20 protein-coding genes are annotated in these 20,986 nt (G+C 66.1%); 10 read left to right on the top strand and 10 right to left on the bottom strand.

The genetic code is table 11. The annotated features are described in order from the left end of the window. The first annotated feature begins 15 nt into the window (after positions 1-15). Together Herbaro_RS04215 and Herbaro_RS04220 are read left to right on the top strand one after the other, a co-directional pair. Positions 16-945 carry a pyridoxamine 5'-phosphate oxidase family protein gene (locus Herbaro_RS04215; protein WP_275012589.1) on the top strand — a complete coding sequence of 310 codons (930 nt, stop codon included), beginning with the start codon at positions 16-18 and terminating at the stop codon, positions 943-945. 10 nt (positions 946-955) lie between these two features. Next, positions 956-1,903 carry a PDR/VanB family oxidoreductase gene (locus Herbaro_RS04220; protein ID WP_275012590.1) on the top strand — a complete coding sequence of 316 codons (948 nt, stop codon included), beginning with the start codon at positions 956-958 and terminating at the stop codon, positions 1,901-1,903. Positions 1,904-1,910: 7 nt separating this feature from the next. On the opposite strand, the gene Herbaro_RS04225 is transcribed toward Herbaro_RS04220, so the two are convergent. Continuing rightward, positions 1,911-3,563 carry an isovaleryl-CoA dehydrogenase gene (locus Herbaro_RS04225; RefSeq protein ID WP_275012591.1) on the bottom strand — a complete coding sequence of 551 codons (1,653 nt, stop codon included), beginning with the start codon at positions 3,561-3,563 and terminating at the stop codon, positions 1,911-1,913. 218 nt (positions 3,564-3,781) lie between these two features. On the opposite strand from Herbaro_RS04225, the gene cysM reads away from it, so the two are divergent. Next, positions 3,782-4,684 (top strand): cysteine synthase CysM, encoded by a 903-nt coding sequence (cysM, locus tag Herbaro_RS04230; RefSeq protein WP_275012592.1) that lies wholly within the window; start codon positions 3,782-3,784, stop codon positions 4,682-4,684. Between the two features lie 129 nt (positions 4,685-4,813). On the opposite strand, the gene Herbaro_RS04235 is transcribed toward cysM, so the two are convergent. Both Herbaro_RS04235 and Herbaro_RS04240 read right to left on the bottom strand, forming a co-directional pair. Beyond that, positions 4,814-5,161, bottom strand: a complete 348-nt coding sequence (locus Herbaro_RS04235; RefSeq protein WP_275012593.1) for a hypothetical protein — start codon at positions 5,159-5,161, stop codon at positions 4,814-4,816. Between the two features lie 355 nt (positions 5,162-5,516). Beyond that, positions 5,517-6,095, bottom strand: coding sequence for a DUF1415 domain-containing protein (locus Herbaro_RS04240; protein ID WP_275012594.1), 579 nt, complete (start codon positions 6,093-6,095; stop codon positions 5,517-5,519). 120 nt (positions 6,096-6,215) lie between these two features. Between Herbaro_RS04240 and Herbaro_RS04245 the strand changes: the two genes are divergently transcribed. Further along, complete coding sequence (locus tag Herbaro_RS04245; RefSeq protein WP_275012595.1) at positions 6,216-6,758, top strand: YaeQ family protein; 543 nt, start codon at positions 6,216-6,218, stop codon at positions 6,756-6,758. Positions 6,759-6,931: 173 nt separating this feature from the next. Here Herbaro_RS04245 and Herbaro_RS04250 read toward each other — a convergent pair whose 3' ends face one another. The 3 genes from Herbaro_RS04250 to mltB form a co-directional block, all read right to left on the bottom strand. Then, positions 6,932-8,101 (bottom strand): phosphotransferase enzyme family protein, encoded by a 1,170-nt coding sequence (locus tag Herbaro_RS04250; protein WP_275012596.1) that lies wholly within the window; start codon positions 8,099-8,101, stop codon positions 6,932-6,934. A gap of 7 nt (positions 8,102-8,108) precedes the next feature. Next, a complete protein-coding gene (locus Herbaro_RS04255) occupies positions 8,109-10,280 on the bottom strand; it encodes a TonB-dependent siderophore receptor (RefSeq protein ID WP_275012597.1) in 2,172 nt (723 codons plus the stop codon). A gap of 61 nt (positions 10,281-10,341) precedes the next feature. Next, positions 10,342-11,514: a lytic murein transglycosylase B gene (mltB, locus tag Herbaro_RS04260; protein WP_275012598.1), complete on the bottom strand. Its 1,173-nt coding sequence runs from the start codon at positions 11,512-11,514 to the stop codon at positions 10,342-10,344. Positions 11,515-11,681: 167 nt separating this feature from the next. On the opposite strand from mltB, the gene Herbaro_RS04265 reads away from it, so the two are divergent. Next, positions 11,682-12,623: a histone deacetylase family protein gene (locus tag Herbaro_RS04265; RefSeq protein WP_275012599.1), complete on the top strand. Its 942-nt coding sequence runs from the start codon at positions 11,682-11,684 to the stop codon at positions 12,621-12,623. Positions 12,624-12,824: 201 nt separating this feature from the next. On the opposite strand, the gene Herbaro_RS04270 is transcribed toward Herbaro_RS04265, so the two are convergent. Next, positions 12,825-13,691, bottom strand: coding sequence for a LysR family transcriptional regulator (locus Herbaro_RS04270; protein WP_275012600.1), 867 nt, complete (start codon positions 13,689-13,691; stop codon positions 12,825-12,827). A gap of 162 nt (positions 13,692-13,853) precedes the next feature. On the opposite strand from Herbaro_RS04270, the gene Herbaro_RS04275 reads away from it, so the two are divergent. Continuing rightward, complete coding sequence (locus Herbaro_RS04275; RefSeq protein ID WP_275012601.1) at positions 13,854-15,281, top strand: MFS transporter; 1,428 nt, start codon at positions 13,854-13,856, stop codon at positions 15,279-15,281. 130 nt (positions 15,282-15,411) lie between these two features. Then, complete coding sequence (gene ylqF, locus Herbaro_RS04280; RefSeq protein ID WP_275012602.1) at positions 15,412-16,371, top strand: ribosome biogenesis GTPase YlqF; 960 nt, start codon at positions 15,412-15,414, stop codon at positions 16,369-16,371. Positions 16,372-16,680: 309 nt separating this feature from the next. Here the strand turns inward: ylqF and Herbaro_RS04285 are convergent, their stop codons facing one another. The 3 genes from Herbaro_RS04285 to Herbaro_RS04295 all read right to left on the bottom strand — a co-directional run bounded on the left by Herbaro_RS04285 (position 16,681) and on the right by Herbaro_RS04295 (position 19,232). Continuing rightward, positions 16,681-17,478 (bottom strand): MetQ/NlpA family ABC transporter substrate-binding protein, encoded by a 798-nt coding sequence (locus Herbaro_RS04285; protein WP_275012603.1) that lies wholly within the window; start codon positions 17,476-17,478, stop codon positions 16,681-16,683. Positions 17,479-17,551: 73 nt separating this feature from the next. Beyond that, positions 17,552-18,205: a methionine ABC transporter permease gene (locus tag Herbaro_RS04290; protein ID WP_275012604.1), complete on the bottom strand. Its 654-nt coding sequence runs from the start codon at positions 18,203-18,205 to the stop codon at positions 17,552-17,554. Then, a complete protein-coding gene (locus Herbaro_RS04295; protein ID WP_275012605.1) occupies positions 18,195-19,232 on the bottom strand; it encodes a methionine ABC transporter ATP-binding protein in 1,038 nt (345 codons plus the stop codon). Before Herbaro_RS04295 ends, Herbaro_RS04290 begins: the two co-directional genes overlap by 11 nt. 603 nt (positions 19,233-19,835) lie before the next feature. Here Herbaro_RS04295 and Herbaro_RS04300 point away from each other — a divergent pair. From Herbaro_RS04300 to Herbaro_RS04310, 3 genes are all read left to right on the top strand, one after another. Further along, entirely contained in the window at positions 19,836-20,222 is a 387-nt protein-coding gene (locus Herbaro_RS04300) for a DUF4148 domain-containing protein (RefSeq protein WP_275012606.1), read from the top strand. Between the two features lie 86 nt (positions 20,223-20,308). Continuing rightward, positions 20,309-20,551: a type II toxin-antitoxin system Phd/YefM family antitoxin gene (locus Herbaro_RS04305; RefSeq protein ID WP_275012607.1), complete on the top strand. Its 243-nt coding sequence runs from the start codon at positions 20,309-20,311 to the stop codon at positions 20,549-20,551. After that, positions 20,548-20,802: a type II toxin-antitoxin system YoeB family toxin gene (locus Herbaro_RS04310; RefSeq protein WP_275012608.1), complete on the top strand. Its 255-nt coding sequence runs from the start codon at positions 20,548-20,550 to the stop codon at positions 20,800-20,802. Before Herbaro_RS04305 ends, Herbaro_RS04310 begins: the two co-directional genes overlap by 4 nt. The last annotated feature ends 184 nt before the right edge of the window (positions 20,803-20,986 follow it).

A 20,986-nucleotide genomic window follows, 5' to 3' on the forward strand; every position in this document is an offset into this window, starting at 1 on the left:
GACAAGGAGAACAGCATGAAGACGCAATACAGCTTCCACCCCGGCGAGCGCGCGGCGCAGGCCAAGGCGGGCGAGACCGCCATCGCCGACCGCAATGCCGCGCTGGTCAGCGACACCGTGATCGGCGGCGCGCGTCCCTTCATCGCCAAGCAGTTCATGGTGGCGCTGGGCAGCGTCGACCGCGCCGGTCGCCCCTGGGCGTCGCTGGTGTTCGGCAAGCCCGGGTTCCTGCAGGCCGGCGACGGCACATCGATCGCCATGCACGTGCCGCAATGGGAACGCGACCCGGAAGATCCCCTGTGGGACAACATTGCCGGCAACCCCGACCTCGGCATGCTGTTCATCGAACTGGGCTCACGGCGCCGCTACCGCATCAACGGCAGCGTCACCCGCTTCGATGCCGACGGCGTCGACGTGGCGATCCGCGAGGCCTATCCCAACTGCCCGAGCTACATCCAGCGCCGCCAGTTGCGCGTGCAGGGCGATCCGGGCCTGCCGCGCCAGGCGGCGCACGGCGCCGTCCTGCGCGGCAGCGTGGCGCAGCTGGTGCGCGGCGCCGATACCATCTTCGTCGCCAGCCGCCACGCGCAGAACGGCGCCGATGCCTCGCACCGCGGCGGCGGCGCGGGCTTCGTGCAGGTGCTCGACGAGAGCACGCTGCGCATCCCGGATTTCAACGGCAACAGCCTGTTCAACACCTTCGGCAACTTCGCGCTCGATCCGCGCGCCGGCCTGTGCATTCCCGATTTTGCCGGCGGCCGCGTGCTCCAGCTGACCGGCGTCGCCTCGGTGCTGTGGGACCAGGAAGATCCCGCCAACCAGACCGGCGGCACCGGCCGCTACTGGGAGTTCAAGGTGGAGCGCTGGATCCTGCGCGACACGCAGCAGCCGCTCGAATGGGAATACCTGGACGCCTCGCCCTTCAATCCACCCGTCTCCCTGTGAGGACCGCATCATGCTTCATGTCATCGACCGCATCGTCGAGCACGGCGCCGCCGTGAAGGAATTCCACCTGCGCCGCGCCGACGACGCGCCGCTCGCGCCATGGCGCGCGGGATCGCACATCGTGCTGCGCTTTGCCGACGCGCAGGGCCGCGACCATGAGCGCCACTATTCGCTGGTCGGCGCACCCGGCCAGGCGCAGGCCTATCGCATCGCGGTGCAGCGCGAGGAGGGCGGGCGCGGCGGTTCGCGCAGCCTGCACGACGAGTTCGCCGCCGGCGGCGAGGTCGAGGTGGACGGGCCGTTCGACAGCTTCCCGCTGGCGCCCGCGGGAGAGGGGGCGCGCACCTTGCTGGTGGGCGGCGGGATCGGCATCACACCCTTGATTTCCCTGGCCCATGCGGCGCAGGCGCAAGGGCGCGCGTTCACGCTGCACCACCTGGTGCGCAGCGCCGGGCGGCGCGTGCTGCAAGACGAGCTGGCGCTGTTGCCGGCGGCGGCGCTGGCATGGCACGTCTCGTCCGAGGCCGGGCGTGCCGACCTTGACCGGCTGCTGGGCCCCTATGGCGAGGGGGACGTCTGCCACGCCTGCGGCCCGGCGCCGCTGCTGCAGGCATTGGCCGAGGCCGCCGCGCGCCAGGGCTGGCCGGCCAAGGCCTTGCATGTGGAGAGCTTCGGCGCGCGCGCTCGGCAGGGCGACGCGCCGTTGACGGTGGAGCTGACGCTGTCGCAGATGACGGTGGAAGTGGCGCCCGGCACGTCGATCCTGGAGGCGCTGATCGCGGCGGATGTGTTTGTCTCCTATGAGTGCCGGCGCGGCGAATGCGGCAGCTGCTATGCGCAGGTGCTGGAGGGCGAGCCGCTGCATCGCGACGTCTGCCTGACGCCATCCATGCGCGCGCAGGGCATGTGCACCTGCGTGTCCTGGGCGGCGCGGGAGCGTCTGGTGCTGGAGCTGTAGGCGCGCTTCAGTGCAGCGGCCAGGCGCGCAGCAGGATGCCCTGCTGCGCCGCCGCGCTGGCCGTTCCCAGCGTGCCGTAGACGCGCCCGCCCTCGGCCTCGCCGCGCGCGGCGAGGAAGGCGTCGGCGCTGGCGCCGGGCGCGTGCCGCAGCATCAGCATGCCTTGCAGCGCCAGCACCAGTTGCTGCGCGAAACGCCGCGCCAGCGCTTCGCGCTGTTCGGGCGGCGCCGCCAGCATCTGCTTGAGCGCAACCACCCGCGACGCCAGCAGCGCATGGTTCGCCGCGGCCTGTTCCAGTTGCGCCAGCAGCAGGGCGAAACCCTGCGCCTCGCGCTCGATGGCGCGCAGCACATCCAGGCACATCACATTGCCCGAACCTTCCCAGATCGAATTGACCGGCGCCTCGCGGTACAGGCGCGCCATCGGCCCGGTCTCGACATAGCCGTTGCCGCCCCAGACTTCCATGCACTCGCCGGTGAATTCCAGCGCGCGCTTGCAGACCCAGAACTTGGCCGCAGGCGTGACGATGCGCTTCCACGCGCGCTGCAAGGGATCGTCCGGCGCATCGAAGGCATGCGCCAGGCGCAGCATCAGCATGGTGGCGGCTTCGCTCTCCAGCGCCAGGTCGGCCAGCACATTGCGCATCAGCGGCTGCTCGGCGAGATGGCGGCCGAAGGCGCTGCGCCGGCGCGCATGGTGGATGGCCTGCGCCAGCGCCTGGCGCATCAGCGCGGCGCTGCCGATCACGCAGTCCAGGCGGGTGTGGTTGGCCATCTCGATGATGGTGGGAATGCCGCGCCCCTCGTCACCGACCATGATGCCCATGGCCTCGTCGAACTCGACCTCGCTGCTGGCGTTGGAGCGATTGCCCAGCTTGTCCTTGAGCCGTTGGATCAGGATCGGGTTGCGCGCGCCGTCGGGCAGCCAGCGCGGCACGAAGAAGCAGGACAGGCCGTTCTCGGTGCGCGCCAGCATCATGTGGGCATCGCACATCGGCGCCGAGAAGAACCACTTGTGGCCCGATAGCAGGTAGGGCGCGCCGCGCCCCTGGGCCTGCGGATCCATGGGCATGGCGATGGAGGCGTTGCTGCGCACGTCGGAGCCGCCCTGTTTCTCGGTCATGCCCATGCCGATCAGGATCGAGCGCTTTTGCTGCATCGGCAGGTCGCGGCCGTCGTGCTCGCGCGCGAACAGGCGCGTCTGCAGCTGCGCGAACAGCGCCGCTTCCTGCCGCAGCACGGGGATGGCGGCGAAGGTCATGGTGGTCGGGCACAGCGAGCCGGCCTCGATCTGGCCGTGCATGAAGTAGCCGGCCGCGCGCGCGGCGTGCGCGCCGTCGCCGGGCTGCATCCAGGGCAGGGCGTGCAGCCCGGCGCGCCGCAGCAGCTCCAGCAGCGCGTGCCAGGAGGGATGGAAGTCGACTACGTCGATGCGGTGGCCGGTGCGGTCGTGGGTGCGCAGTTCAGGCGTATGGCGGTTGGCCAGCGCGGCCAGCTCGATCACCTCCGCGCTGCCCAGCTCGGCGCCCTGGCTGGCCAGCGAGCAGGCGTGCCAGCCGGCGCCTTCGCGCTGCACGCCTTCGGTCAGGGCCGCGTCGGTGGAAAATAGGTTGTAGTCCTTCAGGTCGCCGACCTGGTTCTGGATCTCGTGGGTATGCATGCTGTCTCCGTGGACGGGTGCGGGGCAAGCGCGTTTCTTGTTGTGATCGGGGGCGCTTGACGCCAGTGTATGCCATCGCCGGCTTTAAACGAATTGGCTATATCTATATAAGCATCTTGTTAGGTTGGGCCGGGAGCACATGATAAAGAGTCATATTAAAATGAGCCTTTCGACCAAAGAACGATCACAGCACGATCGCGCAAGGAAAGCCAAGACAGATGTCCTATCCGACCATCGAATCGACCATCGGCAATACCCCGCTGATCCAGCTGCCGCGCATTGGCGGCGACGAGGCCAAGCGCCGCAACAACATCATCCTGGGCAAGCTGGAGGGCAATAATCCGGCCGGTTCCGTGAAGGACCGCGCGGCCTACTCCATGATCACCCGCGCCGAGGCGCGCGGCCAGATCAAGCCGGGCGACACCCTGATCGAAGCCACCAGCGGCAACACCGGCATCGCGCTGGCGATGGTGGCCGCCATGCGCGGCTACAAGATGGTGCTGCTGATGCCGGAGAACCTCTCCGAAGAGCGTCGCCAGAGCATGGCGGCCTATGGCGCGAAGATCATCCTCACGCCCAAGAGCGGCGGCATGGAATACGCGCGCGACCTGGCCGACCAGATGCAGAAGAACGGCGAGGGCCTGATCCTCGACCAGTTCGCCAACGCCGACAATCCGCTGGCCCACTACGAGACCACCGGCCCCGAGATCTGGCGCGACACCAAGGGCGCCATCACCCACTTCGTCAGCGCCATGGGCACCACCGGCACCATCATGGGCGTGTCGCAGTACCTCAAGGAACAGAACCCCGGCGTGCAGATCGTCGGCGCGCAGCCGGAGGAAGGCTCTTCCATTCCCGGCATCCGCAAGTGGCCGGAAGCCTACCTGCCCAAGATCTTCGACAAGTCGCGCGTGGACCAGACCGAGTCGGTCAGCCAGGCCGAGGCCGAGAACATGGCGCGCAAGCTGGCCGTGACCGAAGGCCTGTTCTGCGGCATTTCCGCCGCCGGCGCGTGCGAGGTGGCGGTGCGCCTGTCGCACCAGCTGGAGAACGCCACCATCGTGTTCGTGGTGTGCGATCGCGGCGACCGTTACCTGTCGACCGGCGTGTTCCCGGCCTGAGGTCGGGATCAAAGGAAAACGCCGCGCCGGGCAGGATGCCGGGCGCGGCGCTCAGTGAAGACGGATACAGCAAATGCACAAATGAAAAACGGAGCCGAGGCTCCGTTTTTCATGTCTGCTCCGGCGCGCTTATTCGGCGCTGCCGGATGTCGGCGAAGGTGCGGAGCCGGCTGGCTTCGGCTTGAACTGCTTGTCGCTGATGCGGAATTTCTCGCGGCGGTCGCCCATCAGTTCGCGCAGTTCGCGGATCGACAGTTCACTCACCTCATGCATGCGGATCAGCAGCGAAGCGCCCACCGGCAGGCGGCGGTGACGGATCTTGCTGATCACCGGCGGCGCCACTTCCAGCGCGCGCGACAGGGCGGCGTCATTCTTCAGGTGCAACTTCTCGATCAGCGCATCCAGCAGGTGGTTGGGATCGTAGTTGACGTGGTCGGAAATCGAATTCGATTCAGCAATATCGGTGGTTGTAGTCATGATCGGGACGTTCCATTATGCAGATGTTTGTGAAGGCTGAGCGCCTAAGCATTAATTGTTGGTAAAACTGCAAAACGCGACTAACTCTATCTGAGACCAAGGCGGCGACCCCGTTGAGGCCGGTGTCCTTTTTTCTGCAAGATAGCGACTAGCCCTATCAAAGAACGACTTCAAAAAGCGGTATCGAGTTCTCTGACCGGGTGCACTTGGATTTCTATGCGCATAGAACTAATTCTATGTCTATATAGAAATAATTGCACATTTTTCATGGGGTCAGAAAATTCTATTCCACAATAGTTGCAGAAACTCATTTTCGAATTTGTAACAGATATTAACAGGATTTTTTCGAAATTTGTCACGCTTGTCTATCTGACACGACAAATGGCAGGGCATTCCAGCCTGTTAGGCCCAGTTTCCGCAAGGTAGCCATGTTTTTCTCGAAAATTGCGCTCGCTTGGGGGTAGGCGGCGACCGCCCGGTCGATGCTGCTTTCTCGCAACAGATGGAGGATGGGGAAAGGCGAGCGATTGCTGTAATTCTCGATATCGTCGGGCTCGGTGTCGGCGAACTGGTAGGCCGGATGGAAGCTCGCGATCTGCAACTCGCCTTGCAGGCCCATGCGTGCCAGGATGCGATCGGCCCAGTCCAGGAAATCGTTGTATTCGAGAAAATCGTCCAATGCGAGCGGTACGATCAGCAGCGTGGTGTCGATGTCCTCGGGCGCGCTGGCCGACAGCAGCGCCAGTTCTTGTTCCAGATCCTGGGCCAGCGCGTCCCATTCCAGGCCGCGGCTGACCTTGTAGCGGATCTGTTTCTTCACGTGAACGGACTTGGCGAAGGGACACAGGTTCAGGCCGATCACGGCCTGTTCCAGCCAGGCCTGGGTGAGGGCGACGACCTCGTCGTCGCTGCGAGGGAGGGGTGCAGTGCTCATGCGCCATTGTCGCATGGCAGCCATGGCGGGCGCGACGGCGCGGCGCAGATCGGCTATGCTTGCCAACCTTCGGCGGCATGCCTGCCGCACGCTCATCCAAAGAATCACTCGACTATCGCCATGGCGCTCAAATCCACCATCTTCAAAGCCGAACTGCAGATCTCCGACATGGATCGGCACTACTACGAAAACCATGCGCTGACCATCGCCCGCCATCCGTCCGAGACCGATGAGCGGATGATGATCCGCGTGCTGGCCTTCGCCCTCAACGCCAGCGAAGCGCTGGCCTTCGGCAAGGGCCTGTCGGACGTGGACGAGCCCGACCTGTGGCAGAAGGACCTGACCGGCGCGGTGGATCTCTGGATCGAAGTCGGCCAGCCCGACGACCGCGCCATCCTCAAGGCCTGCGGCCGCTCCGAGCGGGTGCTGGTGTACAGCTACAGCAGCGTGTCCAACATCTGGTGGAACCAGACCGGCAGCCGCGTCGAGCGCGCCAAGAACCTCAAGGTCATCAATATCCCGGCCGAAGCCAGCCAGGCCCTGGCCGCGCTGGCCCAGCGCAGCATGCAGCTGCAGTGCACGATCCAGGACGGGCAGGTGTGGCTGGGCGCCAATGAAAACATGGTGCTGGTCGAGCCGCAGACGATCAAGGATTTCGCCTGAGCGGTGTGATGGAGTTCAGTTGAACGACGCTGGGTTCCTGCTTGCGCAGGAACGACAGTGGGGAGACGGGCAATACCTTCACGGGTTCAAGCTGTCCAATTACCTGTCGTCCCTGCGCAAGCAGGGACCCAGCGGCGTGCGCCGCACGGTGATGTCAGCCGGGCCGGGATCGCTCAGGCCGTCACGCCATCAGCCCGCCGCCGCAGGTGATCCAGCAAGCGCTGTCCCTCCGGCGTATTGAACCAGGCGGCATGTCCCAGGAAATAGGTGTCATAGGCCAGCGCCGCATTCTGCTGCGACTGGGTGACGCCATGGAAGTAATCCAGCTCGGCCAGCGCGAACTCGGCATGCACCAGCGGCAGCAGCGCCGCCAGCGCACGCAGCTGGCGCGCCGACAGCGGCAGCAGCGAGGCGTAGCCGTCCAGCAATGCGTCGAGCAGGTCCAGATGGATCAGCTGGTCGGCGCGGTGCGGTACGGACAGCCATTCGACGATGTTGCGCTCGACGGCGGTGGCCAGGTCGTGCAGCGCGCAGCTGCGGTCGCACAGGCCGAAGTCGAGCACGCTCACTGCCTCGGCCTGGGGCGTGACATCGCTCCACAGCAGGTTGGAGGCATGCCAGTCATTGTGGGTCCACAGCGGGATCATCTCATCGAGGTAGGGCTTCAACTGCGCATGGAAGGGCAGCAGGTGCTGCGCCACCTCGCCGCGCCACGGCCGCTCGGCCAGGTAGTCGGCGATGGCCGGGCGCTGCTCGATATAGGCCTGCAGCGGCCGCACCGGATCCTCCTGCGAAAAGATCGTGAAGCTGGAGATCAGCGGCCGCGCCGCGCGCGCCGGCGCGTCGAAGCCTTGCGAGGCCTGGTGCAGGCGCGCCAGCATGCGGCCGGCGGAATGCGCGTGGGCGCCGCTGGAAAACGGCGTCCACGACATCGCGTCGCGATACAGGTCCATGCCCGGCGCCAGCCGGAACACCTCGTACGTCCAATGCTCGTCGGCCAGCGCGGTGGCGCCGTCTGCAGTGTGCAGCGCAGTGCTGACCGGCAGCCCGCGCGCATGCAGGTGGGCGACGAAGGCGTGCTCCTCGGACAGCGCGGCGATGTCGCGCACGCGCACGTGATGCCGCTTGACGACGATCTCGCCGGCGTCGGTCTGCATCACGCAGGCCGCCGAGAACGGGCGCGGGCTGTGCCACTCCAGGCGCTGCGGCTGGCCCGCTTGCGGATAGTGGCGCAGCACGCGCGCCACCTCGGCCGAGGTCAGCGCCGGCCAGTCGGAGATCACCGGCTCGGTGCCCATGCCATGGCTGATGACGCGCGTGAGGTGATGCGAGGCCGCTTCCATGTCCGGCTCAGAAATCGTATTGCAGCGACAGGCGCGCGGTACGCGGCGCGCCCAGGTGGATGTAGCTGTCGCCCAGGTACTGGCCGGCATCCTTCCAGTAGCGCTTGTCGAAGACGTTGTCCACGTTCAGGCGCAAGGTCGTATCGTGGCCGCCGACGCGCAGCTTGTAGCGCAGGCCGGTATTGAACACGTGCACCGCCGGCAGGCTCACGCTGCCGTCGCGGGTCACCGGCTTGGCGGCGCTGTAGAGCCAGCTGCCCATCACGTTCAGGCCGTCCACGCCGGGCACGGCGTAGTCCGCGTAGACCGCGCTGCGCAGGCGCGGCACGTTCACGGCCTGCTGGTCGTCGTAGGCGGCGGTGCCGGTGCCGCTGGCGCGGGCGCGCGTCACCGCCACGCTGGCGCCGACCTGCAGGCGCGGGCCCAGCTTGCCGCTGGCGCCGAGTTCGATACCGGTATTGGTTTGCGTGCCCTGCTGCACGTAGGTGAAGCCGGCCGTGCTGTTATCGGGTTGCTGGTATTCATAGGCCTTGCGCATGCGGAACACCGCGGCCGTCAGGTTCAGGTCGGGCGTGACGTCGTATTTGACGCCGGCCTCAAGCTGGCGCGACACCGAGGGCGGCAGCACGGCGTTGGGATTACTCACCCAGAACGGCGCGATGCTGCCCAGCGACAAGGTTTCGGCGTAGCTGCCATAGATCGACAGGTTGGCTTGCGGTTTGAAGATCAGCGCCACTTGCGGCAGGAAGATGTTGCGGTCGGTGATGCGGCTGGCGCTGCCGTCGGCATTGTAGGCCTCCTCGTGCAACCAGGCCTGGCGGCCGCCGGCGATGGCTTGCCAGCGTTCGGAGAGTTGCAGGCGGTCACTGAAGAACAGCGCCTTCTGGCGGCTGTCCAGATTGCGGTAGGCCGGATCCGACACCAGGGTGGAGGCCGGCAGCGCCGGAGTGCCGGTATAGATGTTGCCTTCGCCGACCAGCTCGTTGACGCCGGCGGGTTTGTCGATAATGCGGCGCGACATCGCCGCGCCTACGCTCAGTTCATGCCTGATGTCGCCTGTTGCGAACTTGCCGATGGCGACGGCTTGCGCTTCATCGTTGCGGCGCTCGTCATCGGGCACGCGATAGTCGTAGACGTCGAAGTTGCCGTTGGCGCCGAAGGAGGTGGAGGCGAAGGTGCCGCTGCCATACGGGAAGGCGAGATTGTCGTCGATCACCGCGCGGCTGCGGCCGGCTTGCAGGTAGCCGCGCCAGTCGCTGTTGAATTCGGTGTCCAGGCGCAGGCGGTAGTTCAACGACATGTCGCGCACCGGTTGCGACCAGGGCTGCGGTGTGAGCATGGTCGAGGGCGAGACGCCCGACGGAATGGTGGTCCCGCCCAGCAACTGGTAACCGGCCACCGAGCGCTGTGCCTTTTTCTGGTACTCGGCGTCGAACTGCAGCAGCGTCTTGGGCGTGATGGCCCAGGTCGCTGCGACCGAGGCGAAGTCGCGCCAGCCGTCGCCGTTGTTCACGTAGGAATGGATGTCTTCATGCGCGGCGTTGATGCGCAGGCCGAACTGCTTGTGCTCGCCGAACAGCGCGCCGAGGTCGGTGGCGAAGTAGCGCGAACCGTTGGCGTCGGTGCCTAGCGTGACCGAGCGCACGTCGGCCGGGCGCTTGGTGATATAGTTCACGATGCCGCCGGCGGCGACCACACCGGCCTGCAGGCCGGCCGCGCCCTTCAGGAATTCCACGCGCTCCTTGTTCTCCAGCGCGATGGTCTGCTCGCCGGCCGCGGTCAGGCCGTCGATGCGATAGGCGCTGGCCGGATCGAGCGCGAAGCCGCGGATGCTGAAGTTCTCGTAGTAGCCGACCGGCGCGTAGTTCTCGCCGATGGCGGCGTCGTTCTTGACCACGTCCGAGAGCAGGCGCGACTGCTGGTCGCTCATCTGCGCGCGGGTGACCACCGACACCGAGGCCGGCGTATCGAGCAGCGGCGCGTCGTCGAAGCCGGCCACCGATGCCGAGCGCGCGTGCGCGTCGCTCTTGCCGGCGCCGCTGGCGGTGACGTTCACCGTGGGCAGGCTGTCGCCGGATTCGTCGCGGCTCTCGGCCGCGCGCGCCGCGCCGGACAGGCCAAGGGAAGTGCCGGCCAGCGTCAGCATCAGCGTGGAGGCCAGGGGAGCAATACGTTTCATCGTTACGTCAGGAAGTGGCGGATTTCATGCGCCGGCCGGGGCCGGTGCGGCGGTTGTTTGATCAGGGCTGGCGATTGCGGGCAGCAGCCACGGCGCGACCCAGTTCGGCCACCGACATCGCATAGAAGTAGCTGCGATTGTAATGCGTGATGGCGTAGAAGTTATTGGTGGCCAGCCAGTACTCGGTCGGGCCGGTGCCGTTCTGCAGGTCGACCAGGCCGAAGCGCATGCCGGCCGGCAACGCCGGCGCGGTGACGCCGGCCGCCTGCAACTGTTCCTGGGTGTACTTGGCTTCCAGGCCCTGGTTCAGCATGCCTTCCCATTGGCGGTTGTCGGCCGAGGCGGTGGCCGGGAAGGCGACCGGTTCGCCGCGCTGCCAGCCATGCACGGAGAGGTAGTGGGCCACGCTGCCGATGGCGTCCACCGGCGAATTGCGCAGGTCGATCTTGCCGTCGCCGTCGAAGTCCACCGCATACTCGCGGATGCTGCCGGGCATGAACTGGGCCCAGCCGATGGCGCCGGCGTAGGAGCCGCGCAGCGACATCGGGTCGATGTTCTCGTCGCGCGCCAGCAGCAGGGTATTTTCCAGCTCGCCGCGGAAGAACGCCATGCGCGCCTCGCGCGTGGGGGTGTTGGGATAGTCGAAGGCCAGCGTGGTGATCGCATCCATCACGCGGAAGCCGCCGGTGTTGCGGCCATAGACGGTTTCCACGCCGATGATGCCGACGATGATTTCCATCGGCACGCCGTATTGCGCCTCGGCGCGCGCCAGCGCCACGCCGTAGGTGTTCCAGAACTCGACGCCGGCGTTGATGCGGGTCGGCTCGATGAAGCGTGCGCGATAGGCGCTCCAGTTCTTGGGCTTGGTGCTGGGCGCCGGCTTGATCAGCTGGATGGCGGTGTCGAGGTAGCGCGTCTGGGCGAACAGGGCATTGAGCCTGGCGCGGTCGAAGCCGTTGCGCTCGACCATCTCGTCGATGAAGCGCGCCACTTCCTTCCACTCGTTGAAGTTGACGAACTCGCCCTGGTCTTCCGGCGCCGTCTTCTTCTTGGCCTGGGGTTTCTTTTCTGCTTTCTTGTCGGCCTTCTTGTCCTTCTTCGCACTCTTGGCGCTCTTGGACTGCGGCTTGCCCGCCTGCGTGCTTTCGGCATGCAGGACCGGCGGCAGGGCGCACAGGGAACAGAGCAGCAGGGCGGACGGCAGGGAAGTCAGGCGGGACAGTGTGATGGGCATGAGAAGCTTAGGGTCGCTCGTGGCAAGACAAGCCGCCGAGTATACCGCATCGGCCCGCGCGCCCCATGCCGGTGCGCGCTCCCGCGGCGCGCCCGGCGGATGTACACTAGCCGCACGAGACCATCCCGGGCAGCCAGCAGGCTTGCCAGTTTGCAATAAGAGCAACAATGACCACCGCCTTCTATACGCACGCCGACTGCCAGCGCCACGAAATGGGCGACTGGCACCCCGAGACGCCGACCCGCCTGCAGGCGATCGAAGACCAGCTCATCTCCAGCCGCATCGACCAGTTCCTGGATCGCCGCGACGCGCCGCTGGCCGATCCGGCCGACCTCGAACGCATCCACAGCGCGGCCGCCGTCGACCGCATCCGCGAACACAGCCACGCGCTGTCGCTGTCGGGCGAACCCTACTACTCCATCGACGGCGACACCCTGTTGAACAGCCACAGCTGGAAGGCCGCCCTGCGCGCGGCCGGCGCGGCGGTGGCGGCGACCGACGCGGTGATCGCCGGCGAGCTGGACAATGCCTTTTGCTCGGTGCGCCCGCCAGGGCACCACGCCACGCCGGACAAGGCGATGGGCTTTTGCCTGTTCAATAACGTCGCCATCGCCGCGCGTCATGCGATCGAGGTCCATGGCCTGGAGCGGGTGGCGGTGGTGGACTTCGACGTGCACCACGGCAACGGCACCGAAGACGCCTTCGCCCACGATCCGCGCGTGCTGATGGTGAGCTTCTTCCAGCATCCCTTCTATCCGTTCTCCGGCGACGCGCCGACCGAGGGGCACATCGTCAACGTGCCGGTGCCGGCCTTCACCGACGGCAACGCCGTGCGCCAGCTGGTGACCGAGAAATGGCTGCCGGCGCTGCATGCGTTCCGGCCGCAGATGATCTTCATCTCGGCCGGCTTCGACGCCCACCGCGAAGACGACATGGGGCAGATGGGCCTGGTGGAAGCCGACTACGCCTGGATGACGCGGCAGATCATGCAAGTGGCCGGGGAGCACGCGCAGGGCCGCATCGTCAGTTGCCTGGAAGGGGGCTACAACCTGTCGGCGCTGGGGCGCAGCGTGGTGGCGCACCTCAAGGTGCTGGCGGATCTGGAGTAGATGCGGGGCGGCGCTCTGTGACATTTGCCGGCGCCTCGACGTCCATTGAACGACGCTGGATCCCTGCGTTCGCAGGGACGACGCCGAGGAAATGCTCAATGCCTCCTCATGCTCAAGATGCTGAGGACTTGTCGTTCCTGCGAAAGCAGGAACCCAGTGTCGTTCGTCGCGCCTTCGGCCTCGCGGGTTTCCGGCGTCTCCTCACTGCGCCTCATAAGCCGCAATGATCGCATCGGCCACCGCCCGCACCCGCGCCGTGCGGTTCAGGTCGCTGTGCAGCACCAGCCACATGTCGTAAGGCGCTGAGCGTTCCGGCCAGATGCGCACCAGGCCGGGCGCCTTGTCGCCCACGTGCGTGGGCAGTTCGCCCAGGCCCATGCCGGCCTGGACGCAATCGATCATCACCAGCCCGGAGCTGAGCTCCATGGCGACATTCGCGTTGGCGACCGATTCGCCGCACAGCTGATCGGCCATCTGCGGCGCCGCCGCGCGCTGGTAGACCACCACATCATGCCCCTTCAAGGCGGTGCCGGGTTCGGGCAGGCCGCGCTTTTTCACGTAGGCCTTCGAGGCGTAGATGCCGGTGTGGAAGCGGTTGAGATGGCGCGCGATCAGGTCCGGGCTGTCGGGGCGCAGCGTGCGCACGGCGATGTCGGCCTCGCGCTTGGTGAGGTTGGTGATCAGGGTGGAGGTGGACAGCACCACGCGGATGCCGGGATGCGACTCGCGCAGCCTCTGCAGCGCCGGCACCAGGAAGTGGCGCGCCGAGGTATCGGTGGCGGCCACCCGCACCACCCCGCACAGCCGCTCGTCGATGCCCTGCATCTGCCGCTGCAGTTGTTCGGCGCCTTGCTCCATGTGGCCGGCGGCGCTCGCTGCCAGTTCGCCGGCCGGCGTGGGCACGTAGCCGGACGGCGTGCGCAGGAACAGCCGCGCGCCCAGCGATTTCTCCAGGGCCGCCAGCCGGCGGCCGACGGTAGCCTGGTCGATCTCCAGCGTCTCGGCCGCGCCGCGCAGGGTGCCGGCGCGGTGCAGGGCGAGGAAGATGCGGGCGTTGTCCCAGTCCATGATCCGTTCTCCGTGTTCGTTGCAAAATGCAAATTTGCATCAGGCTGCCGATCTTATACCTATTTATTGCATTGCGGCGGAAGCCTACAATCGCTCCTGTTGCCGCCTGCTTCCGGATCTTTCCGGGGTCCAGGCGTTTTTTCATTGCCGAAAGTATCCATCATGTCATCCGCACAATGTTCAACCCCTCCCATCGTCGGCGCCGCGCACCCGGCCGGCGCGGCCAGGCCGGCCGGCATCCTGCCGCTGGTGGCGCTGGCCATCGGTTTCGTCATGGCCATGCTGGACGTGACCGTGGTCAACGTCGGCCTCTCCAACATCTCCACCAGCCTGGATGCGCCCCTGTCGATGCTGGTCTGGATCGTCGACGGCTACACGCTCACCTTCGCCGCCATGCTGATGGTGGGCGGCGCGCTGGCCGACCGCTTCGGCGGCCGCCGGCTGTACCTGCTCGGGCTGTTCCTGTTCGTGCTGGCCTCGGCGCTGTGCGGGGCCGCGCCCAACGGCGGCTTCCTGATCGCCGCGCGCCTGCTGCAGGGCCTGGGCGCGGCGTTCTTCATGCCCAGCTCGTTGAGCCTGCTGACCCACGTGTATGAGGACGACCGCGTGCGCGCCCGCATGCTCGGCGTGTGGTCGGCCACCGTCAGCGTGGCGGCGGCGGTCGGCCCTCTGGTGGGCGGCGTGCTGATCCACTGGCTGGGCTGGCGCAGCGTGTTCCTGATCAACATACCGGTGGGCGTCATCGGCCTGTGGATGGCGCGTCGCCTGATCCCGCAGGTGCCGCGCCACGAACGCGCGCTGAACCTGTTCAGCCATGTGGTTGGCGTGGTGATGCTGGCCGCGGTCTCGTTCGTGCTGATCCAGGGGCCGGTGTACGGATGGAGCTCGGCGCGCATCGTCGCCGGCGCGGCGCTCGCGCTGGCCGCCGCCGCGGGCCTGGTGCGCCACGAGTTGCGCGGCGTCGCGCCGCTGCTGCCCAAGGCCCTGTTTGCCACGCCCCAGTTCGCCGCCGCCAACGGCATCGGCTTCCTGATCAACTTCGGCGTGTACGGCAACTTCTTCTACCTGGCGCTGTTCCTGCAGCAGGGACGCGGCGCCGACGCCTTGCATACCGGCCTGCAGCTGGTGCCGATGATGGTGGTGATCTTCTTCGGCAACATCATGTCCGGCCGCATGTCGGCGCACTGGGGACCGCGCGTGCCGCTGCTGCTGGGTTTGTCGGTGGGCGCGTTGTTTACGGCGCTGTCGACCACGTTCCGGCCGGAGACGCCGTACTGGATGCTGGCCCTGGTGTGCGCCGCCGCCAACCTCGGCATCAGCACCGCCATCCCGGCCATGACCGCGGTGGTGATGCAGGTGGCGGGCCGCGTCCACGCCAACAGCGCCGCCGCCGCCCTGAACGCCAATCGCCAGATCGGCGCGCTGGTGGGCGTGGCGGTGATGGGCGCGGTGCTGCACACGGCGGACGGCTGGGGCCTGCGCAACCCGCTGGCCTTCGGCATGATGGCGGCCGGCTACGCGCTGGCGCTGTGGCTGGTGTGGCGCTTCGTCGGCGTTGCCAGGAAGGAATTGGCGGTGCGCGGCGCCTGAGCCGACTGTTGTTCCACCGCCAACAGCCTGCCCCGCATCGCGCGCGGCAGGCTGTTTTTTTAGGGAATGTCGGGCCGGGGCCTTAAAATAGCGGGTTCAACGCAATACGCATCAGAAAGAAGAATCCCGCATGTCCATCCAATGGTTCCCCGGCCACATGAACTCCGCCCGCCGCAAAGCGGCGGAGACCATGGAAAAAGTCGATCTGGTGATCGAAGTGGTCGACGCGCGCCTGCCGCAGGCCAGCTGCAATCCGATGATCGAACAGCTGCGCAACGCGCGCCAGCGCCCCTGCCTGAAGATCCTCAACAAGACCGACATGGCCGACCCGGTGGCCACCCAGGCCTGGATCGAGCACTTCAACGCGCAAAAGGGCGTGACCGCCGTGGCGCTGTCGTGCAAGAAGCCGTCCGACGTGGCGCGCATCCCCAAGCTGGCGATCCAGGTGGCGCCGCACCGCGGCACCGCCTTGAAGCCGCTGCGCATCATGATCATGGGCATCCCCAACGTGGGCAAGTCGACCCTGATGAACGCGCTGCTGAAAAAGCGCGTGGCCGCCGTGGGCGACGAGCCTGCCGTGACCAAGACCCAGCAGCGCCTCTATCTCGGCAACAACATGGTGCTGACAGACACTCCGGGCATGCTGTGGCCCAAGATCGAGCACCCCAGCGACGGCCTGATGCTGGCCGCCAGCCACGCGGTGGGCAGCAATGCGCTGATCGAGGAAGAGGTCGCGACCTTCCTGGCCGACCTGCTGCTGCAACGCTATCCGCAATTGCTCAAGGCGCGCTACGGCTTCAACACCGAAGGCATGGACGGCGTGGCGGTGGTCGAAGGCGTGGCGGCCAAGCGAGGCTTCCGCCTGAAGGGCGGCGACTACGATTTCGAAAAGGCCTCGCACACCTTCCTGCAGGACTACCGCAGCGGAGCGCTGGGCCGCATCTCGCTGGAGACGCCCGCCTCGCGCGCCGAGCTGCTGGCCAACTACCGGTCCACCGACAACCCGGACGCCTTGCCGGCCGAGGAAGACGAGGACGAAGAGGATGACGACTGGCGCAACGCGCCCGACCATCGCCAGCGGCGCGACTGATCGCCGGCGCCGGAAAAAAAGCCCACCTTGCGGTGTAATGCCGTTCAGTTAAGCGTGCGATGCTCCCTATGCGCGCCCGTTCGGGCTGAATAGGTCCACAGACCGTATCGAAGCCTGTTTGCCAAGAGCATCGCCCTAAGCTGCCCTTCGATACGCCGCTACGCGGCTACCCAGGACGAACGGAGCTTCACTTCCAACAAGCAAAAAATAATGCCGTTCAGTGCTTAACTGAACGGCATTACACCTTGCGGTGGGTTTTTCATGCGCTGGGCATCTGGCATCCGGCCGGGGCCGGATGCCGGGCGGCGATTACCAGGAGGTGATCACGGAGCCCTTGTACTTTTCCAGCACGAACTTTTTCACTTCCGGGCTGTGGTAAGCCTTGACCAGCTTGGCCACCCAGGGCTTGTCCTTGTCGGCGGCGCGCACGGCCAGCACGTTGGCGTAGGGGCCGGTGGAGGCTTCCACGGCGATCGCGTCCTTGGTCGGCGACAGGCCGGCGGATTCGGCGAAGTTGCCGTTGATCACGGCGGCGTCGAAGTCATCCAGCGAACGCGGCAGTTGGGCGGCGTCCAGTTCGATGATCTTGACCTTCTTCGGATTGTCGACGATGTCCAGCGGGGTCGCCTTCAGGCCGGCATCGGCCTTGAGCTTGATCACGCCCTTGGCCTGCAGCACCAGCAGCGCGCGGCCGCCGTTGGTCGGGTCGTTGGGCACGCCGATGCGGGCGCCTTGCTTCAGGTCGGCCAGCGACTTGATCTTCTTCGAGTAGATGCCCATCGGGAAGGTGATGGTGGTGCCCACGCTGACGAACTTGTAGCCGCGGTCCTTCACCTGCGCGTCCAGGTAGGGCTGGTGCTGGTAGGAGTTGGCGTCCAGGTCGCCGGCCGAGAGGGCGGCATTGGGCTGGATGTAATCGGTGAACTCGATGACCTTCATCTGCACGCCGTCTTTTTCCAGCAGCTTCTTGACCTGTTCCATGATCTCGGCGTGCGGACCGGCGGTCACGCCCATCTTGATCTGGTCATCCGCGTGCGCGGGAGAGGAAATCAGGCTGGCGGCAACGCCCAGGCCTGCGAAGAATTGAATCAACTGACGACGGTTCATGACTTTCCTTTCGGTCTTTGTCTTTGTAATGGTCGCGGCGGATAGCCGCGGTTTGCTTCGGTCGTGCGTGCGCTCAGCGGTGGCTGAGCTTGCGCACCAGCAGGTCTCCCAGGGATTGCACCAGCTGCACGAAAACGATCAGGATCAGCACCACGGCCAGCATGACTTCCGGCAGGAAGCGCTGGTAGCCGTAACGGATGCCCAGGTCGCCCAGGCCGCCGCCGCCGATCGCGCCGGCCATGGCCGAATAGCCGACCAGGCTGACGAACGTGATCGTGAGACCGGCGACGATACCAGCAAATGCCTCGGGCACCAATACCTTGTAAATGATTTGCCAGGTGGTCGCGCCCATGGCCTGGGCGGCTTCCACCAGGCCGCGGTCGACTTCGCGCAGGGCGGTCTCGACCAGGCGCGCGATGAAGGGCGCGGCGGCGATGGTCAGCGGCACGATGGCGGCCGCGGTGCCGATCGAGGTGCCGACGAAGAAGCGCGTCATCGGGATCACCGCCACCAGCAGGATGATGAAGGGCGTCGAGCGCACCGCGTTGACCAGCAGGCCGGCAATGCGGTTGAAGGCAACGTTGGGCAGGATGCCCTGGCGATCGGTCAGGTGCAGCGCGATGCCCAGCGGAATGCCGAGCAGCGAGCCGACCACGCCCGAGATCACCACCATCATCAGGGTCTCGCCGAAGGAGCTGACGAACAGATCAATCAGTTCAGATGACATGGTTCAGCTCCTCGACGACGACGCCCTGCGAGCGCAGGTATTCCATTGCATTGTTGATGTTCTCCTGGGTGCCATTGGCGAGGATCGCCAGCGAACCGAAAGCCTGGCCCTGGATCTCGTCGATCTGGCCGTGCAGGATGTTGAAGTCCAGGTCGAAGCGGCGCACCGCCTCCGACAGGTGCGGCTGGTCCACGCCCGAGCCGGTGAAGGCGAAGCGGAACAGGTGGTCGGTGCCGGCGCCGCTTTCGGCCTTGGCCAGGCGCTCGCGCAGGCGCGCCAGCACGCCCTTGGGCAGCTCGTGGGCGATCACGTCGCCGATCAGCGCGCGGGTGACTTCATGCCTGGGCTGGCGGAACACCTCCAGCACCTCGCCCTGTTCGATCACCTGGCCGGCTTCCATCACGGCCACGCGGTCGCAGATGTCCTTGATCACTTCCATCTGGTGCGTGATCAGCACGATGGTCAGTCCCAGGTCCTTGTTGATCTTGCGCAGCAATTCGAGGATCGAGCGGGTGGTTTCCGGGTCCAGCGCCGAGGTGGCTTCGTCCGAGAGCAGCACCTTGGGATCGTTGGCCAGCGCGCGCGCGATGCCCACGCGCTGTTTCTGGCCACCGGAAATCTGCGCCGGGTGGCGGTCGCGCAGTTGGGTCAGGCCCACCAGTTCCAGCAGCGGCTCGACCTTCTGCGCGATCTCAGCCTTGGACTTGCCGGCCAGCTCCAGCGGCAGCGCGATGTTGTCGTACACGGTGCGCGAGGACAGCAGGTTGAAGTGCTGGAAGATCATGCCGATGCCGCGGCGCGCTTCGCGCAGGCGGTCGGCCGACAGCGAGGTGAGGTCTTCGCCGTCCAGCAGGATACGGCCCGAGGTGGGGCGGTTGAGCAGGTTCAGGGTGCGCACCAGCGTGCTCTTGCCGGCGCCGCTGCGTCCGATGATGCCGAAGATTTCGCCTTTGCGTATCGACAGCTCGACGTTGCGCACCGCCTCGACATTGCCGAAGCGCTGGGTGACAGCTTGGATTTCGATCATGATGGGAATAGAAATGGCAGCGTGCCCGCGTTTTCCGGAACCGCCGTCCTTGGCATCGACAAGACGCCGCCAACGGGGCCGAAGCGCAGGTCTCCACTGCCATCGATATTTTTATAAGAAGCCGTTATTTTAAGTCGGCGCGGTTATAAGAGGAAAACAATTTTTCACCTATGCATATAACCAAAGCGTCTGATGATGCGGCTGAGACCCGCCAGCGGCGCGGCTTTGCGGAGTTGGCCATCGGTCCCTTCCTGCCCTCGCCAGGTTTCCCGCAACACGGGAAAAATTAGTCCTCCCTCATTCCTCCCCGGCTTTTCTTGATCCGGCGGCCCCGTACTTTGCGCAGCGCGCCCCCGTATCGCCGGGTCGGCGGCGCGAACGCGAGCCAAGCTCGTCAATAAACTTATTGTTTCTTTTTTCGAAATGATAACTTTCGCTGAGCGCTATTTTTCGGTGATTTCGTAAAGATTAAAGTTCATCTGCAGCCCGGACGGCCAACCAGTCGTTCCGGCGCTACCGGCGCCCCATGCCGTTTCCATGCAAATGCAGCCGGGCGTCGACAAGTCCAAATTTGCATTGCGCCGTACCGTAAGAAAGAACGCCATGAACACCCGCCATCTCCTCATCGCCCTCGTGCTGGCCGCCGCCAGCAGCGCCGTCACCGCAGAAACCTACGCCCAGACCCCCGCCGCCCATGGCAAGACGCGCGCCCAGGTGGTCGACGAACTGAAGCAGGCCCGCGCCGACGGCTCCATGACCGTCGCCGACAGCGAGTACCCCAAGCTGCCGCCGTTCGTCTCCAGCAAGAGTCGCAGCCAGGTCCTCGACGAGCTGAAGCAGGCTCGCGCCGACGGCTCGCTGTCCATTTCCGACGGCGAGTATCCCAAGCTGCCGGCCTTCGTCTCCACCAAGTCGCGCGCGCAGGTGCTGGCCGAGCTGGCCGAATACCAGAAGCGCCCGGATCCGCAGGGCCTGTACCAGGGTTACTGATGCCCCCGCCGGCGCCGCCGGCAAGCTCCCCACCAGGGAGGCCGCGCAGCGCCGCTGCCCGGCTTCGCCTACAACAAGAGGAATCCATGTACTCCTTCAACGCCAAGCAACTGGGCGAGCGCTTGCCCGACATCCTTGAACTGGCCGATATCGACGAAGTGGTGGTGACCCGCGACAGCGGCGAGAACCTGGTGATCGTCACCGAGTCCGTGTGGCGCTCGCTGCAGGATGCGGTCCACCTGTTCGCCACCGACGTCAACGCCGACCGCCTGGTGCGCAGCCTGCAGCAGCTGCGCGCCGATTTCCTGTCGCAGCCGGAGGTCGAATGAAAGTCTTCATGACTGCCCTGGCGCAGGAGGATTTCGCCTTCTGGCGCCGCCAGGACGGCGAGCTGGCGCGCCGCATCGCTCGCCTGCTGCGCCGCCTGCGCGACGGCGACAGCCTGCCGCCGCAACAAGTCTCGGCCTTGCCGTTGCGGCTGCAAGGCCTGTGTGCGGTGCGCCTGAGTTCCGAGCACCGGCTGGTGTTCGAGCGCCTGCGCGACCGCATCGTCGTGCATCAGTGCCGTTTCCATTACTGAGGATCGGCGCCGCGCAAGCGGCAACGGCAACAGCTCCTAGTGGCTGGCCTGTGGCGGCTGTCCGCGATTGATCGCGCGGACGGTTCGGGACCGGGTGTTCATGTGAGAGATGTCCCTGTACAGGCTTGTCCGTCCGCGGCGCATGCGCGCCGCGGGCTTTTTGCCGGCCGTGATTTACGCCTGC

It is taken from the genome of Herbaspirillum sp. WKF16 (assembly GCF_028993615.1).
Lineage (GTDB): Bacteria > Pseudomonadota > Gammaproteobacteria > Burkholderiales > Burkholderiaceae_D > Herbaspirillum.